This is a genomic window from Pseudomonas sp. TSRC2-2 (genome assembly GCF_049897785.1).
In the GTDB taxonomy this organism is placed as follows: Bacteria; Pseudomonadota; Gammaproteobacteria; order Pseudomonadales; family Pseudomonadaceae; genus Aquipseudomonas.
Genome location: NZ_JAFCWZ010000013.1, coordinates 225,772 through 241,367 on the forward strand (window position 1 = coordinate 225,772; position 15,596 = coordinate 241,367).

Consider the following 15,596-nt stretch of genomic DNA (forward strand, 5'->3'; position numbering starts at 1 on the left):
GCGGGCCTCATCGGTTCGTTGTCTGGCGCAGCAGCATGGTGCCACCGCGCTGGGTAAATTCAAGTTTGTTCAGGGCGCTCATGCCGAGCAGCACCTGATCGCCATGCAGCCCCGGCGCCACCAGTGCGCGAACGTCACGCAAAACAATGTCGCCCAGTTGCAGACGGGCAATCTTTGTTCGGTAGCCCTGGCTCAGGCCATTGGCCGTGCTCAGGGTCACGCCGAAACCTTCTTGCAGCTTCAAACGCTTGGCCAGATCCGCCGGTATCGCCACATCGGTCGCGCCGGTGTCGAGCATGAACTCCACCGGTTCGCCGTTGATCTGGCCGCTGGCGACAAAATGTCCCTGAGCATTGCTCGCCAGTCTCACCTCGATAAACCCTTCGCCCTGCTCCGAGGTGACGACAATGTTCGGATTCTGCTGACGCTGCTCCCACTGACCGAAAAATCGCGTCGCGAGAAACAGCGCCGCGCACCAGGCGAGAATCATCAACACCCGACCGGCACGTTTGCCCGGCGGTTGCTGGCTCATGGCCTGGCGCTCCAGCCACCGTCCGGTGCGGCAAAGCGCCAGACCACCGGGCGGACCTCACCGTCGGCACGCGGGCCGAAATTGTTGTCGACGCCGATCCAGGCACCCTCGGCATCAATGATCAGCGCTTCTTCCAGCCCATAGTTCTGCGCGTAACGGCGATTTTCCTGCAACAGCTCGCTGGCATACGACCAGCAAAGCTCGACTTTGGCCGTCTGCGCATCGCGACGACAAATCTCGAAAGCGTTGCGTTCAAGGGTGAACAGCTTGCCGTTGAACAATGAAATGTCGGAAAAGTCGCGATGAACCGCTTTCGCCTTCGGAAACTGCGCTGGCTGCATCTCTTTGCCGCCCTCACTGAGCAGCACGCAGCGACCATCGCAATCCCACACCGTCTGCTGGCGCTTGATCAGCAGCAGGCCGCGCTTCTGCCGTTCGGCGGCCAGCCACATCTGATCGCCCGCCGGGTTGATTGCCAAGCCCTCGAAGATCGAATTGAACTTCAGCAGCATGCCGCTCGCCCGCGCTTCGCGAACCAGCAGCGGCGAAATCTTCAGCCAGTACGGCGGGCCACTGACCGGCACCTGCAACACCGCCGCATGGGCCTCACTGACGATGTAGCGATTGCCAGCGCTGTCGCAACTGATGCCTTCGAAATCCAGATCGCCGCCGCGAATGAACGACGCCGCCCAGGTGCGCGAACTCAAGCCCCACGGCAAGCCGCTCTCGGGCACGGGCGGCACGTCGATGTGCACGGTTTGCGCCTGCCAGACCGGATCGCGGGTATCGAGGCGGTAGATCTGCTCGTCATCGCGATCGGAAACCGTCCACAGCTCATTGCCGCACATGGCCAGCCCCGACAGGTTGCCGCCGCGCATGCCTTCGACCGGGTGTTCGGAAAGCAGCCGCAATTGTTGCAGCGGCTCGGCCGACACGCTCAGCGCACTCAGCAGCAACGCACCCGCCAGGGCCCAGCCAAACTGCATCAGGCCAGCACCTCGGCGAGGTTGCCTTTGGATTCCAGCCAGGATTTGCGGTCGCCGGCGCGTTTCTTCGCCAGCAGCATGTCCATCATTTCCGAGGTTTCGGCGAAGTCTTCGCCCAGCGTCAACTGCACCAGACGCCGGGTGTTCGGGTCCATGGTGGTTTCGCGCAGTTGCGGCGGGTTCATTTCGCCCAGACCCTTGAATCGGGTGACCTGCGGCTTGCCGCGTTTTTTCTCGGCCACCAGGCGATCGAGAATACCGTCGCGCTCGGCTTCGTCGAGGGCGTAGTAGATCTCTTTGCCGAGGTCGATGCGATACAGCGGCGGCATCGCCACGTAGACGTGACCGGCATCCACCAGCGGACGGAAGTGCTGGACGAACAGTGCGCACAGCAGCGTGGCGATGTGCAGACCGTCGGAGTCGGCGTCGGCGAGGATGCAGATCTTGCCGTAGCGCAGCTGGCTCATGTCCGCCGCGCCCGGATCGACGCCGATGGCCACGGCGATGTTGTGCACTTCCTGGCTGGCGAGCACTTCGCTGCCGTCGACTTCCCAAGTGTTGAGGATCTTGCCGCGTAACGGCAGGATCGCCTGGAATTCCTTGTCCCGCGCTTGCTTGGCCGAGCCGCCGGCAGAGTCACCCTCGACCAGGAACAGCTCGGAGCGCATCGGGTCCTGCCCGGCGCAGTCAGCCAGTTTGCCCGGCAATGCCGGGCCTTGGGTGACGCGTTTGCGCTCGACTTTCTTGCTCGCCTTGAGACGACGGCCGGCGTTATTGATAGCCAGCTCGGCCAGGGCCAGACCGGTCTCCGGGTTGGCATTGAGCCACAGGCTGAACGCATCCTTGACCACACCGGAGACAAACGCCGCCGCTTCACGCGATGACAGACGTTCTTTGGTCTGACCGGAGAATTGCGGTTCCTGCATTTTCATCGACAGGACGAAAGCGATGCGCTCCCAGACGTCTTCCGGCGCCAGCTTCACGCCGCGCGGCAGCAGACTGCGGAATTCGCAGAATTCGCGCATGGCATCAAGCAGGCCCTGACGCAAACCGTTGACGTGAGTGCCGCCCTGCGCGGTCGGGATCAGGTTGACGTAGCTTTCCTGCACCGCGTCGCCACCTTCCGGCAGCCACAGCAGTGCCCAGTCGACCGCTTCTTTATTACCGGCGAAGGCGCCGCAGAACGGCTCGTCCGGCAGGCGTTCGAACTCGCTGACCGCGTCAACCAGATACGAGCGCAGGCCGTCTTCGTAATGCCACTCGACCTTCTCGCCGGTGCCTTTGTCTTCGAAGCTGACCAACAAGCCCGGGCACAACACAGCCTTGGCCTTGAGCACATGCTTGAGGCGGCTGATGGAGAATTTCGGTGAATCGAAGTATTTCGGGTCCGGCGCGAAGTACACGCTGGTACCGGTGTTGCGCTTACCGACGGTGCCGACGATTTCCAGCTCGGAGGCCTTAAAGCCATCCTTGAAGGTCATTTGGTATTCGTTGCCGTCACGTTTGACCCGCACGCGCACTTCGGTCGACAGCGCGTTGACCACGGAAATACCCACGCCGTGCAAACCGCCGGAGAACTGGTAGTTCTTGTTGGAAAACTTGCCGCCCGCGTGCAGTTTGGTAAGGATCAGTTCGACGCCGGACACACCCTCTTCCGGGTGAATGTCTACCGGCATGCCACGGCCGTCGTCGCTGACTTCCAACGAATGGTCGGCGTGCAGGATGACCTGCACCGATCTGGCGTGGCCGGCCAGGGCTTCGTCGACGCTGTTGTCGATGACTTCCTGGGCGAGGTGGTTCGGCCGACTGGTGTCGGTGTACATGCCGGGGCGTTTGCGCACCGGGTCGAGGCCCGAGAGGACTTCGATGGCGTCGGCGTTATAAGAACTAGCGCTGGGAGTGGCCATAAGGTCTCGTCGTCAGTCATTCATGAAAGAGGGGCAAGACTTCACAGCGTGGTGAAATCGATTGCCTGATACATATCGGCAGCCATGCCGGCAAAACTCAGCAACGCCGGCAATTGCCCGGCAAAGCCCTGAAAACTGTGGTCGCCGCCAGCCTGAATGCGCAAGGCACAGGCGCGGTAATACTGTTGGGCGAGGCGATAATCCAGCGTTTCGTCGCCGGTTTGCAACCAGACCTGATAACGCTGCGGATCCTGCGGTGGTGGCACTTCCAGTTCGGCCAGCGCCGTGACGTGGTCGTGGGTCAGTTCCCAGGTTTCATCGGTGTAGAGGTTTTTCTGCGTGCCCAGATAACCATCGAACATCCGGTGCGGGCTGACCGCCGGATTGACCAGCAGGGCTTTCAGGCCATGGCGCTCGGCCAGGTGAGTCGCATAGTAGCCGCCGAGCGAACTTCCCACCAGCAACGGCCGGCCCAGCTCGGCGATTGCCTGCTCGAGCTGACCGATGGCTTCGCGCGGATGATGATGCAGCGCCGGCACGCGCAATTGCTCGCTCAACCCCAGCCGCTCCATGACCGCGACCAGCTGACAGGCCTTCTTTGAGGCCGGCGCGCTGTTGAAACCGTGGATATAGAGGATCGAACCGGACATTTGAGCTCCCTGGCTGTCGGCGAAAGATAGCGGAGTTTACAGGGAGTCAGGGGAATCGTGGGTGTTTGTGCGGACGCCTTCGCGAGCAAGCCCGCTCCCACAGGGGAACGCATTCCAACGTGGGAGCGGGCTTGCTCGCGAAGAGGCCCTTATGGCCTCAGTAACCTTCAGAACCGTAATCAATCTGAAAGGCGAATCCAGTCACGCGCTCAACCCCGGTTTCCAGCCGCCCGTCCGGCATCAGCCGCAGCCATCGATACCCCGGCGCCTGCTCGCCCACCTTGAAATCCACACTCTGCGGTTCGAACTGAATGCACGTCGACGGCGATGCCATCAAGCGTACGCCGTGGCGCTCGCGATCAAGCTCCTGATGCACGTGCCCCCACAACACCGCGCGAACCTGCGGAAAGCGATCCAGCACTTCAAAAAACGCTTCAGGGTTACGCAGGCCGATCGGCTCCATCCACGCACAGCCAATCGACACCGGATGATGATGCAGGCACACCAGATGATGGCGCTCCGGCGCTTCGCTCAACGACCGCGCCAGCAACTGCAACTGATCATCCTGCAGATACCCGGGCACCGAACCCGGCACCGCCGAATCGAGCATCGTCACCCGCCAATTGCCGATATCGACTACCGGCTCGAGCAACGTGCTCTGCACCGCCGCCTCGGCCATGATCATCGGCTCGTCGTGATTGCCGGGGATCCAGCGTGCCGGCGCGGCGATCTGCGCGCTCAGTTGGCGGAATGCCTGATAGGACTGCAGCGTGCCGTCCTGAGAAATATCACCGGTGGCCAGCACCAGGTCGATCTGCGCCTGTTGTGCCAACACCAGGTCGAGGACCTTCTGCAGGCTCTCGCGGGTTTTCATGCCCAGCAACTTGCCGTCCGCTTCGGCGAACAGGTGGCTGTCGGACAACTGCACCAGCAGCGCCGGGTCGGCGCTGGTCAATGTCGATACGCTGGGCAAGGCGCTCTCCCGGGGCTAGGCACGCAATGGATGGGTGCGGCAATTATGCTGGGGGATGACACAAAGGGGAAACCGCCGAAGCGGACGCAGTTCACAACTAGCGAACGACTTCGTACTCGTGCCCCAACGCCAGGCAGTGACTCAGCCATTCGCCCAGAAACACATTGAGCTGGGCCTTTTCATCGGGCTGGTGCATGGCGGCGTTCGGATAAGGATAGATGCCGCGAAAGCGTCGTGCATGTTCGGCGCTGACCACTTCGGCCATGCGCGCGTCGTGATAGACCTGCACTTCCAATTGCGGCACCGGCAACCAGGGCAGGCTGTGCTCCTGGCGCACCTGCAAAGTCGTGGTGTACGGGCAGGTCTGCAGCACTTCGAGGGCGAGCACGCCGAGCATCTGTTCGCCCTGGGTTACGGCGATGCGCCGCGCCTCGGGTTCGTTGCGCATGTCCGGCAGCAGTCGCATCAGGCGCGCGTAGTTGGCCTCGCAGGCGGCTTGCAGCCCCACGAGGTCAACCCGATAACGATCGCGCAGCTTGTTTACGACCATAGCCCCCTCACTTCGGCGCGGTTGAGCGCCAGCCACTGCAAAGCGATGATGCTCGCCGCGTTGGCAATCCGACCGTCACGTACAGCCTGCAAGGCATCTTCAAATGCCCAGACCGTTACGCGGATGTCTTCGGCCTCTTCTTCCAGCCCGTGCAGACCGCCGACGCCGTCGGTGCTGCAACGCCCCAGATACAAATGCACGAATTCGTTGCTGCCACCCGGCGACGGAAAGTACTTGGTCATTGGCCACAACGCCTTGATGTCCAGCCCAGCTTCCTCCTGCGCCTCGCGGTGAGCAACTTCTTCCGGTTGCTCGTCCTTGTCGATCAGACCGGCGACCAGTTCGACCAGCCACGGGTTGTCGGCCTTGCCCATCGCGCCGACACGAAACTGTTCGATCAGCACCACTTCATCGCGCTGCGGATCGTAAGGCAGGACGCACACGGCATCGTGGCGCACGAAGATTTCACGGTTGATCTCGCGGCTCATGCCACCGGCGAACAACTCATGGCGCAGGTGCACACGGTCGAGCTTGTAGAAGCCCTCGTAGCATTTTTCGCGCCGCACGATATCGACGGCGGTCGGAATGGCGTTGGCAAAGTCAGTCATGAGCATCCTCTTTACTGCATATCCGTTACGAGATTGTTTGCTGTTACCGGCAACCTCGACTTCGCGCCATCCTAACGCGCCCGCACCGTTTGATGCAGCCCCTTTACCGTCAGCGGGATGGACGGTGACGGTGAAACCCACTCTAATTAGCTTAGTGGCGAACTGACTGCTTCGTTGAGAGTCGAAGCGGTAACTTTTCGCCTTCCCCTGCTTTCGAAAGGACGCCCATGTCGCTTTTCAAAATTGCCTCTGTGGCCGCTATTGCCCTGACTCTGGGCGCCTGTGCCAGCCTGTTCCAGCCCAACTATCGCACGCCGCTGGAAACCACCCGCGACGCCTCGGAACAGTTGAAACCCGGCTGTTCCAACCCCGATTGCCCGCTGGTGAACATCGACACCCTGCGCTTCCCTGATGAGCCGGCACTGGACGGCATCATCGAAAAGCGTCTGCTGCAAATGACCCGCACCGAGAAGAACGCACCGGTCGCGCCCAGCCTGGCCGCCTACCGCGAGCAGTTCCTGGCCAGCGCCGGCCCGCGCAACAGCAGCTACCTGCAAGCGAAAGTACGCGAGCAGCATGACGGACTGGTGATCATCGAGCTGTCGAGCTACCTCGACACCGGCGGCGCCCATGGCACTCCGGGTCGCGGTTTCATCAACTATTCGCGCCAGCAGCACAAGGTGCTGAACCTGTCCGACATGCTGCTGCCGGGTCAGGAAGAGGCGTTCTGGAAAGCCGCGCAGGTCGCGCACAACAGCTGGCTGATCAGCACCAAGCTCGATCAGGAGGCGGAATTCGTCGCGAACTGGCCGTTCGTGAAAACCCCGCACGTGGCGCTGACCTACGGCGGCGTGATCCTCAAGTACGACGTGACCACCATCGCGCCTTACGCGCTGGGCCACGTCGAATTGAAGATTCCTTATCCGCGCCTGAACGGCATTCTCAAGCCTGAGCTGTTTCCCGGCCGTAACTGAAGGCCCGGCCCAGCACCAGCTGTAGCAACCCTGCCAGCACCAGCGCCGGCAGGGTTGCGCCGACATCCGGATACAGATTCGCCAGCAAGTGGTAAGTGCTCACGCCACCCAGCCAGGCCAGCAACGCCGGCCAGCGCAATGCGGCTGACGCGACCTGAGCACTGCGCTTGCGCAGAATGAAGTGATCGACCAGCACCACGCCGAACAGCGGCGCAAACACCGAGCCGATCAGCAACAGAAAATTCTGGTACTGCGCCAATGGCGCCAGCAGTGCGATCAGCGTGCAGACCGCGCCGATGGCCAAGGCCAGATGCTCGACTTTCAGACGCAACACAATCCCGCTCGAAACCGCTGCCGAATGTATATCGGCAAAAGCGTTTTCCGACTCATCCAACAGAATCAACAGCAACGGAATCCCTAGACCGGCACCCGCCAGAGCCAGCAGCAGTGCGTTGACTTCGCCGCTGGGTGCGAACGCCAGGGTGTAAGCGACGCCGAGGCTCATCAGCCAGAAGTTGCCGATGAAGAAACCCACCGCCGTGCCGCCGAAAACATTCTTCGCACGCTTGCCGAAACGCGAGTAATCGGCAATCAGTGGCAGCCACGACAGCGGCATGGCGATGGCAATGTCGAAGCCCACGGCGAACGACATCGAACCGTCACCGGCGCGCGCCCACAGCGCGGCGAGATCAGCTTTGGCGAACAGGTTCCAGGTCAGCCACAGGCACGCCGCGAGCAACAGCCAGATGCCCCACTTGCGCAGAATCTGCCGCACGAACGTCAACGGGCCGCTCACTGCCAGCAAGGTCGCCAGTGCGCCGAAAAACACTGTCCACAGGATCGGATTGGCCCACAGCGAGCCTTCGCTGAAGGCGCGGGTGCCGAGCAGGCTGGCGGCATCACGCATGACGATGATTTCGAACGAGCCCCAGCCGATCAGTTGCAGCACGTTCAGCAACGCCGGCAGGCTCGCGCCTTTGCGGCCGAGGCTGAGCTTCAGCGCGGCCATTGATGACAGGCCGGTGTCGCTGCCAATCACGCCGACCGCAGCCAGCAGCACCACGCCCACCAGTGTGCCAAGGAAAATCGCCAGCAACGCACCGGACAGGCCCAGCCCCGGCGCGAGCAATGCGCCGGTCTGCAGGACCATCAGGCCGATGCCGAGGGAGAACCACAGGGAAAACAGATCGCGGCCGCCGAAGACACGCTTTTCAGCGGGTACGGCCAGATCGGGGGAATAAGTGCCGGGTTGAATGCTCAAGGGTGTTATCTCAAAGGGACATTTGTTGTGATCGTTCCCACGCTCTGCGTGGGAATGCCTCTCGGGACGCTCCGCGTCCAGTGACGCGGAGCGTCACGGGCTGCATTCCCACGCGGAGCGTGGGAACGATCAGTACGGGGTCAAACTTTCTTGTACAGCTGACTGCCTTCCTGTTTGAACCGCTCGGCCTGCTCAGCTAGCCCCTTGGCGACGTCCACGTCGACCGCGTCGATGCGCTGGTTGGCCGCGTACTCACGGACTTCCTGGGTGATTTTCATCGAGCAGAATTTCGGCCCGCACATCGAGCAGAAATGCGCGACTTTCGCCGAGTCTTTCGGCAGTGTTTCATCGTGGTAGGAACGCGCAGTGTCCGGATCCAGACCCAGGTTGAACTGGTCTTCCCAACGAAATTCGAAACGCGCCTTGCTCAAGGCATTGTCGCGAATCTGCGCGCCCGGATGCCCTTTGGCCAGGTCCGCTGCATGCGCGGCGATCTTGTAAGTAATGATCCCGGTTTTCACATCATCCTTGTTCGGCAGGCCCAAGTGCTCCTTCGGCGTCACGTAACAGAGCATCGCGCAACCGAACCAGCCGATCATTGCCGCACCGATGCCCGAAGTGATGTGGTCATAACCCGGGGCGATGTCGGTGGTCAGTGGGCCGAGGGTATAAAACGGCGCTTCGTCGCAGCACTCAAGCTGCTTGTCCATGTTCTCTTTGATCAACTGCATCGGCACGTGGCCGGGGCCTTCGATCATGGTTTGCACGTCGTGCTTCCAGGCGATCTTGGTCAGCTCGCCGAGGGTTTCCAGCTCACCGAATTGCGCGGCGTCGTTGGCGTCGGCAATCGAGCCCGGGCGCAGGCCGTCGCCGAGCGAGAAGCTGACGTCGTAGGCCTTCATGATTTCGCAGATTTCTTCGAAATGGGTGTAGGCGAAGTTTTCCTTGTGATGCGCCAGACACCACTTGGCCATGATCGAACCGCCACGGGAAACGATGCCGGTGACGCGTTTGGCGGTCAGCGGCACATAACGCAGGAGTACGCCGGCGTGGATGGTGAAGTAATCGACGCCCTGCTCGGCCTGCTCGATCAGCGTGTCGCGGAACAACTCCCAGGTCAGGTCTTCGGCAACACCGCCGACTTTTTCGAGCGCCTGATAAATCGGCACAGTGCCGATCGGCACGGGCGAGTTGCGGATGATCCATTCGCGGGTTTCGTGAATGTGCTTGCCGGTGGACAAGTCCATGATGTTGTCCGCGCCCCAGCGGATGCCCCAGGTCAGTTTCGCCACTTCTTCTTCGATGGACGAACCCAGCGCACTGTTGCCGATGTTGCCGTTGATCTTCACCAAAAAGTTACGGCCGATGATCATCGGTTCCAGTTCGGTGTGGTTGATGTTGGCCGGGATGATTGCACGGCCACGCGCGATCTCGTCACGGACAAATTCCGGGGTGATGATTTTCGGCACGCTGGCGCCGAAGCTGTGGCCGGGATGTTGTTGATCGAGCAGGCCTGCGGCGCGAGCCACTTCCAGCTTCATGTTTTCGCGGATGGCAACGAACTCCATCTCGGGGGTGATGATGCCCTGACGCGCGTAGTGCATCTGCGTGACGTTATGCCCGGCCTTGGCGCGACGCGGGTTGTTTACATGGGCAAAACGCAGCTTGGTCAGCTCCGGGTCGGCCAGGCGTTCGCGGCCGAAGTTGGAGCTCAGACCGGCAAGGCGCTCAGTGTCGCCGCGATCATCGATCCACGCCGAGCGCACATCGGCCAGGCCTTTGCGCACATCGATCACTACGTCCGGATCGGTGTACGGGCCGGAGGTGTCGTAGACGGTGACCGGCGCGTTGATCTCGCCGCCGAAGTCGGTCGGCGTCACGTCGAGGCTGATTTCACGCATCGGCACACGGATGTCCGGACGCGAGCCCTGAACGTAGATTTTTTGCGAACGGGTGAACGGCTTGACCGATTGCTCGTCGACCTTGGCCGAGTCACTCAGGTTGATCGCGTTTTTTTCTTTTGTTGTCATCACGGGCTCTCCAGACAGCATCCAGCAGTGGATTGTCGGAGCAGAACCTGAAAGGCACGGACGCACCAGGACCGGTGCTGTGCATTCGTCGAGCGTTCGATTGTCGAACAATATCCCGGACGAAGCACAAGAGGACTCGCCGGGTGACGAGAAATCTTGTTCCCTACGCAGGCGCTAACCTGATCAGGTTCAACGGGATCCGAAATTATTCGATCTCAGCCTCATAGCAAGGCACCCCGACAAGAACCCGGCCAGTCTAGACACAACTGGCAAAGAACGCCAACACCGCGGCAAACGCCATGATCAATGGCACAAATACAAGGGCTCGGCCGATTGTTGTGATGCGTTTGCGCAACTACACTCGCCTTTGCCCCGCCTTGACGCTGTGCAGGCCGCGCCTTACCTTTGGCGCCCGGATTATTTCCATAATATTAATGCTAGGGATCGCCTCATGCTGCGCAAACTCTCACTGGCTGTGGCCGTGTCTTGTGCGTCCAACGCAATGGCCTGGGCGGCCGAAGCGCCCTTGTCGACCAAAACCGATCTGGTCAGCGTCTATCAGGAAGCGGTCGATAACAATGCCGATCTGGCCGCCGCCCGCGCCCAGTACGGCGCGCAGAAAGAAGTGGTGCCGCAGGCCCGCGCCGGCTTGCTGCCGAACCTGTCCGGTGGCGCCGAAGTCGCCGACGTGCGCACCTCGATCGACCAGCCTTCGGCGATTGCCAATCGCAGCGCGCACTCCTATCAAGCGACCCTCGCCCAACCGCTGTTCCGCGCCGATCGCTGGTTCCAGTATCAAGCGGCCAAGGACGTCAACGAACAGGCCGCCCTGCAACTCTCGGCCACCGAGCAGAACCTGATCCTGCAATCGGCCGAAAGCTACTTCAACGTGCTGCGCAGCCAGGACAATCTGGCCTCGACCAAGGCTGAAGAAGCGGCGTTCAAACGTCAGCTCGACCAGTCCAACGAGCGCTTCGATGTCGGCCTCTCGGACAAGACCGACGTTCTGCAATCGCAAGCCAGTTACGACACCGCGCGAGCCAACCGCATCGTCGCCCAGCGTCAGGTCGATGATGCGTTCCAGGCGTTGATCACCTTGACCAACCGTCAGTACAACTCGATTCAGGGCATCGTCCATACGCTGCCGATCCTGCCGCCAGCGCCGAACGACGCGAAATCCTGGGTCGACACCGCGGCGCGGCAAAACCTCAATCTGCTCGCCAGCAACTACGCGGTCAGCTCCGCCGAGCAGACGCTCAAGCAGCGCAAGGCCGGCCACTTGCCGACCCTCGACGCCGTGGCGAAATACGAGAAAGGCGACAACGACGCCCTCGGCTTCGCCAACCCCAACTCGTTCGGCGCGCCTTATGGCGGCAACGTCGAGCAGAGCACCCTGGGCCTGCAACTGAATATCCCGATCTACAGCGGCGGGCTGACCAGTTCGCAAGTGCGTCAGTCCTACGCGCAACTGGATCAGAGCGAACAGCAGCGCGAATCCCTGCGCCGGCAAGTGGTGGAAAATACCCGCAACCTGCACCGCGCGGTGAACACCGACGTCGAGCAGGTGCAGGCGCGCCGCCAGTCGATCATCTCCAACCAGAGCGCGGTGGAGGCCACGGAAATCGGTTATCAGGTCGGCACGCGCAACATCGTCGACGTGCTCGACGCCCAGCGTCAGCTGTACACCTCGGTGCGCAACTACAACAACACCCGCTACGACTACATCCTCGACAACCTGCGCCTGAAACAGGCAGCGGGCACGTTGAACCCGGGGGATCTGCAAGACCTGCGGCGTTATCTGAAAGCCGACTACAACCCGGACAAGGATTTCCTGCCACCGGATCTGGCGTCGGCGGCCGAGGCGCAGCTCAAGGCCCGGCCTTGAAATGGAAACCCGCAGCGATGCGGGTTTTTTATTACCTGATCATTGCCCGCAACCAAAACCTGCCCTTGCGCGATCCTTGCGGGTAGAGGGAGCGCGAAGCATCGCAAATAACGGATCAGCCGACTGACATCGGCCCGCAGGTGCGCCGGAAGGCGGACGTCGTAGTCGGTAGTTCGTCGTGTCCCGGGATGGGCAAACCCGCAAGTGGATTCACGACGTTCAAGGCCGATTCATGAGCAATGCTCGCTCGGCTTGATGGGCGAGTTCCGCCTCGCGCAACGCGATAGCTGCTTCCAGTTCAGGGGAACGTTTGGCCCATTGTTCCGGCGGGAGTGGTTTTGACCATTCGATGATGTCGGGACAGAGCAAATCGGGAGGGGGCGACAACTTCCATTCCTGCAGCATCATTGCCAGTGGAGCGCCCAAGAGTACTGCTGCGATGACCAGCCACGCTGCCTTGCCAACTTCCTGCGCGACTAAATGGTGTCGGATGCCGTCCACATATTCACAACAAATACCCCAGAAGACACTTCTACCTCGCAGCTTATCTCGCCCGCCTTCAAAGTCGTTTGTCTGTGGCAAAACTTGCAGCCCGATCTCCATATAACTGCGCATGCATTCCCACAGCGCCATCGCAGTTGTGCAGCCGCCGCAATTGAAGCCCCATGAAAAATGCTTGTTGTCTTCGGCAGCGTGCGGGTCTGGGTTTTCGAAACCGACGACCAGCAGACCCATCGTGGCTTTACCGGCCTGACTGACTGATGAATGCTGCGTGGCGGCGGCGGTTACGGATTCCCAGGGGACGATCCAGTACTCGCCGTTTTCGCGGGGGACGCAGACTTCGCGGCGTTGGCGGTTGAAGCGTATGGGTAAGGGGACTTCGCGGAAGAGGCCTTGGATCACAAATAAAACTGGAACCCCGACAATGATTAATCCACTGCCCCATATCAGTGGATCGGGAGTTATGTAATTCAACAGTACGAACAGTAATGCCATCGGCCACAAGACCATGACTGCAGATCCGATGCTGTAGTTACCTATATCGAGAAACACCTCGTTTTTGCGCCAGATGGTGTTGAGTGCATCGCAAGGTCTTTCACCCGTAGGAACAGGTAATGGCGCCAGATAATCGTTGCGCGAAAATATCCGTTTTTTTGTGGTGCCTGCCATTGGCGTGCTCATACCTGAGCCTCCGCTCGCCCGGTCAACTCCGCCTCGCGTTTGGCAATGGCGGCTTCCAACTCTGGAGAACGTTTGGCCCATTGTTCCGGCGGGAGTGGTTTTGACCATTCGATGATGTCGGGATGGAGCAAATCAGGTGGCGGATTTAATTTCCAGCGTTCAAGTACGTCTATCAGTAGCGTGTTGAATATGAAAATCCCACAGAACCCTTCCCAAAGAATGGTGACAAACCAGCCTCGCAACTTCGCAGCCTTGATCAGATCGTCGAGATAAGTTGCCCAGATTCCTTTTGATCTGTCGAAACGAGCAGTTGCATCCTCAACGGCTTCTGGCCCGATCTCCATGTAACTGCGCATGCATTCCCACAGCGCCATCGCGGTTGTACCGCCGCCGCAACTGAAGCCCCATGAAAAATGCTTGTTGTCTTCGCTAGCGTCTGGGTCTGGGTTTTCGAAACCGATGACCAGCAGACCCATCGTGGCTTTACCGCCCTGACTGACTGATGAATGCTGCGTGGCGGCGGCGGTTACGGATTCCCAAGGGACGATCCAGTACTCGCCGTTTTCGCGGGGGACGCAGACTTCCCGGCGTTGGCGGTTGAAGCGTATGGGTAGAGGGACTTCGCGAAACAGTCCCTGGATTAGAAAGAAGGCTGGCACTCCAATAATGAACGCGGTCATTACTGCGAAAATATGCATTTCATCGTGATCATTCCTGAACAGATATCCCATGAACGCAAACAACACCACCATCGGCCAAAGCACCATTACCGCCGAGCCGATGCTGTAGTTACCTATATCGAGAAACACATCGTTTTTTCGCCAAATGATGTTGAGCACGTCAGAAGGTTTTCTACCGGTGGGAATCGGCAACGGCGCTAAATAGTCATTACGCGAAAACACCCCTTTCTTCGTGGAGCCTGCCGCTGGCGTACTCATACCTGTGCCTCCGCTCGCCCGGTCAACTCGGCCTCGCGTTTGGCAATGGCGGCTTCCAACTCAGGGGAACGTTTGGCCCATTGTTCCGGCGGGAGTGGTTTTGACCATTCGATGATGTCGGGATAGTGTAAATCGGGTGGCGGATACAGCTTCTTCCGTTGCAGGTAGGTAGCAAGAGGAGCATTGAAGATGAATATGCCAAACACACCTTCCCATACCAGGGTCAAAAACCAGCCACGCTGTTTGGCTTTGTCCTTCATGTAATCAATGTAATAACGAAGGTTGGCGCCTGAGTTCAGCGCCGCGGCATCCGGTGCAGCCTCTGGCCCGATCTCCATGTAACTGCGCATGCATTCCCACAGCGCCATCGCGGTCGTGCCGCCGCCGCAGTTGAAGCCCCATGAAAAATGCTTGTTGTCTTCGGTAGCGTGTGGGTCTGGGTTTTCGAAACCGATGACCAGCAGCCCCATTGTGGCTTTACCGGCCTGACTGACCGATGAACGCTGCGTGGCAGCGGCGGTTACGGATTCCCAGGGGACGATCCAGTACTCGCCATTGTCGCGGGGGACGCAGACTGTTCTGCGTTGGCGATTGAAGCGTATTGGTAAAGGAACTTCGCGAAAGAGCCCTTGGATCAAAAACAATGTTGGAAGGGCCAGAATAATTGCACCCAAGATCAAAACATCACGGCTGTAATCAGGGTCTAGATTTCGAGTAAAAAAAGAAATAGCTAAAAACACCATCATCATCGGCCACATCACCATCACTGCCGAACCAATGCTGTAGTTACCAATATCGAGAAACACCTCGTTTTTGCGCCAGATGATGTTAAGTACATCAGAAGGTTTTCTACCGGTGGGGATCGGCAACGGCGCTAAATAGTCATTGCGCGAAAACATCCCTTTTTCCGTGGTGCCTGCCGCTGGCGTACTCATACCTCAGCCTCCGCTCGCTCGGTCAACTCGGCCTCGCGTTTGGCAATGGCGGCTTCCAACTCTGGGGAACGTTTGGCCCATTGTTCCGGCGGGAGTGGTTTTGACCATTCGATGATGTCGGGATGGAGCAAATCAGGTGGCGGATTTAATTTCCAGCGTTCAAGTACGTCTATCAGTAGCGTGTT

At 60.0% G+C, this 15,596-nt stretch carries 14 protein-coding genes, 1 pseudogene and 1 riboswitch; of the genes and pseudogenes, 2 read left to right on the forward strand and 13 right to left on the reverse strand.

Translation table 11 applies throughout. The annotated features are described in order from the left end of the window. Window positions 1-7 precede the first annotated feature (7 nt). The 7 genes from ACP7D9_RS25020 to ACP7D9_RS25050 form a co-directional block, all read right to left on the reverse strand. Complete coding sequence (locus ACP7D9_RS25020) at window positions 8-532, reverse strand: retropepsin-like aspartic protease family protein (RefSeq protein WP_426159915.1); 525 nt, start codon at window positions 530-532, stop codon at window positions 8-10. Continuing rightward, window positions 529-1,518, reverse strand: coding sequence for an esterase-like activity of phytase family protein (locus ACP7D9_RS25025; protein ID WP_426159916.1), 990 nt, complete (start codon window positions 1,516-1,518; stop codon window positions 529-531). The genes ACP7D9_RS25020 and ACP7D9_RS25025 overlap by 4 nt, the downstream gene beginning before the upstream one ends. Then, window positions 1,518-3,425 (reverse strand): DNA topoisomerase IV subunit B, encoded by a 1,908-nt coding sequence (gene parE / locus ACP7D9_RS25030; protein ID WP_101158962.1) that lies wholly within the window; start codon window positions 3,423-3,425, stop codon window positions 1,518-1,520. The genes ACP7D9_RS25025 and parE overlap by 1 nt, the downstream gene beginning before the upstream one ends. 41 nt (window positions 3,426-3,466) lie before the next feature. Next, window positions 3,467-4,075, reverse strand: a complete 609-nt coding sequence (locus ACP7D9_RS25035) for a YqiA/YcfP family alpha/beta fold hydrolase (RefSeq protein WP_076565352.1) — start codon at window positions 4,073-4,075, stop codon at window positions 3,467-3,469. Window positions 4,076-4,232: 157 nt separating this feature from the next. Further along, complete coding sequence (cpdA, locus tag ACP7D9_RS25040) at window positions 4,233-5,048, reverse strand: 3',5'-cyclic-AMP phosphodiesterase (RefSeq protein ID WP_426159917.1); 816 nt, start codon at window positions 5,046-5,048, stop codon at window positions 4,233-4,235. 97 nt (window positions 5,049-5,145) lie between these two features. Continuing rightward, the gene (locus tag ACP7D9_RS25045; RefSeq protein WP_016771972.1) at window positions 5,146-5,598 is read right to left on the reverse strand and encodes a DUF1249 domain-containing protein; all 453 of its coding nucleotides are present in this window, start codon (window positions 5,596-5,598) and stop codon (window positions 5,146-5,148) included. After that, window positions 5,589-6,206 carry an NUDIX domain-containing protein gene (locus ACP7D9_RS25050; RefSeq protein WP_024011344.1) on the reverse strand — a complete coding sequence of 206 codons (618 nt, stop codon included), beginning with the start codon at window positions 6,204-6,206 and terminating at the stop codon, window positions 5,589-5,591. Before ACP7D9_RS25050 ends, ACP7D9_RS25045 begins: the two co-directional genes overlap by 10 nt. A 227-nt stretch (window positions 6,207-6,433) precedes the next feature. Between ACP7D9_RS25050 and ACP7D9_RS25055 the strand changes: the two genes are divergently transcribed. After that, the gene (locus ACP7D9_RS25055; RefSeq protein ID WP_426159918.1) at window positions 6,434-7,180 is read left to right on the forward strand and encodes an RsiV family protein; all 747 of its coding nucleotides are present in this window, start codon (window positions 6,434-6,436) and stop codon (window positions 7,178-7,180) included. On the opposite strand, the gene cytX is transcribed toward ACP7D9_RS25055, so the two are convergent. Together cytX and thiC are read right to left on the reverse strand one after the other, a co-directional pair. Further along, on the reverse strand, window positions 7,149-8,441 hold the full coding sequence (gene cytX / locus ACP7D9_RS25060) for a putative hydroxymethylpyrimidine transporter CytX (protein ID WP_426159919.1): 1,293 nt from the start codon (window positions 8,439-8,441) through the stop codon (window positions 7,149-7,151). The two genes, ACP7D9_RS25055 and cytX, sit on opposite strands and share 32 nt — an antisense overlap. 140 nt (window positions 8,442-8,581) lie before the next feature. Beyond that, window positions 8,582-10,471 carry a phosphomethylpyrimidine synthase ThiC gene (gene thiC, locus ACP7D9_RS25065; protein WP_101158955.1) on the reverse strand — a complete coding sequence of 630 codons (1,890 nt, stop codon included), beginning with the start codon at window positions 10,469-10,471 and terminating at the stop codon, window positions 8,582-8,584. A 143-nt stretch (window positions 10,472-10,614) separates the two neighbouring features. After that, window positions 10,615-10,720, reverse strand: a riboswitch (TPP riboswitch). A gap of 202 nt (window positions 10,721-10,922) precedes the next feature. Between thiC and ACP7D9_RS25070 the strand changes: the two genes are divergently transcribed. Further along, entirely contained in the window at window positions 10,923-12,356 is a 1,434-nt protein-coding gene (locus ACP7D9_RS25070) for a TolC family outer membrane protein (protein ID WP_426159920.1), read from the forward strand. A 219-nt stretch (window positions 12,357-12,575) separates the two neighbouring features. Here the strand turns inward: ACP7D9_RS25070 and ACP7D9_RS25075 are convergent, their stop codons facing one another. From ACP7D9_RS25075 to ACP7D9_RS25090, 4 genes and pseudogenes are all read right to left on the reverse strand, one after another. Further along, window positions 12,576-13,538, reverse strand: coding sequence for a hypothetical protein (locus tag ACP7D9_RS25075; RefSeq protein WP_426159921.1), 963 nt, complete (start codon window positions 13,536-13,538; stop codon window positions 12,576-12,578). Continuing rightward, window positions 13,535-14,476, reverse strand: a complete 942-nt coding sequence (locus tag ACP7D9_RS25080) for a hypothetical protein (RefSeq protein ID WP_426159922.1) — start codon at window positions 14,474-14,476, stop codon at window positions 13,535-13,537. The genes ACP7D9_RS25075 and ACP7D9_RS25080 overlap by 4 nt, the downstream gene beginning before the upstream one ends. Then, window positions 14,473-15,411, reverse strand: coding sequence for a hypothetical protein (locus tag ACP7D9_RS25085; RefSeq protein ID WP_426159923.1), 939 nt, complete (start codon window positions 15,409-15,411; stop codon window positions 14,473-14,475). The genes ACP7D9_RS25080 and ACP7D9_RS25085 overlap by 4 nt, the downstream gene beginning before the upstream one ends. After that, window positions 15,408-15,596, reverse strand: a pseudogene (locus tag ACP7D9_RS25090) (hypothetical protein); the annotation flags it as partial. The pseudogene ACP7D9_RS25090 and the gene ACP7D9_RS25085, both read right to left, overlap by 4 nt.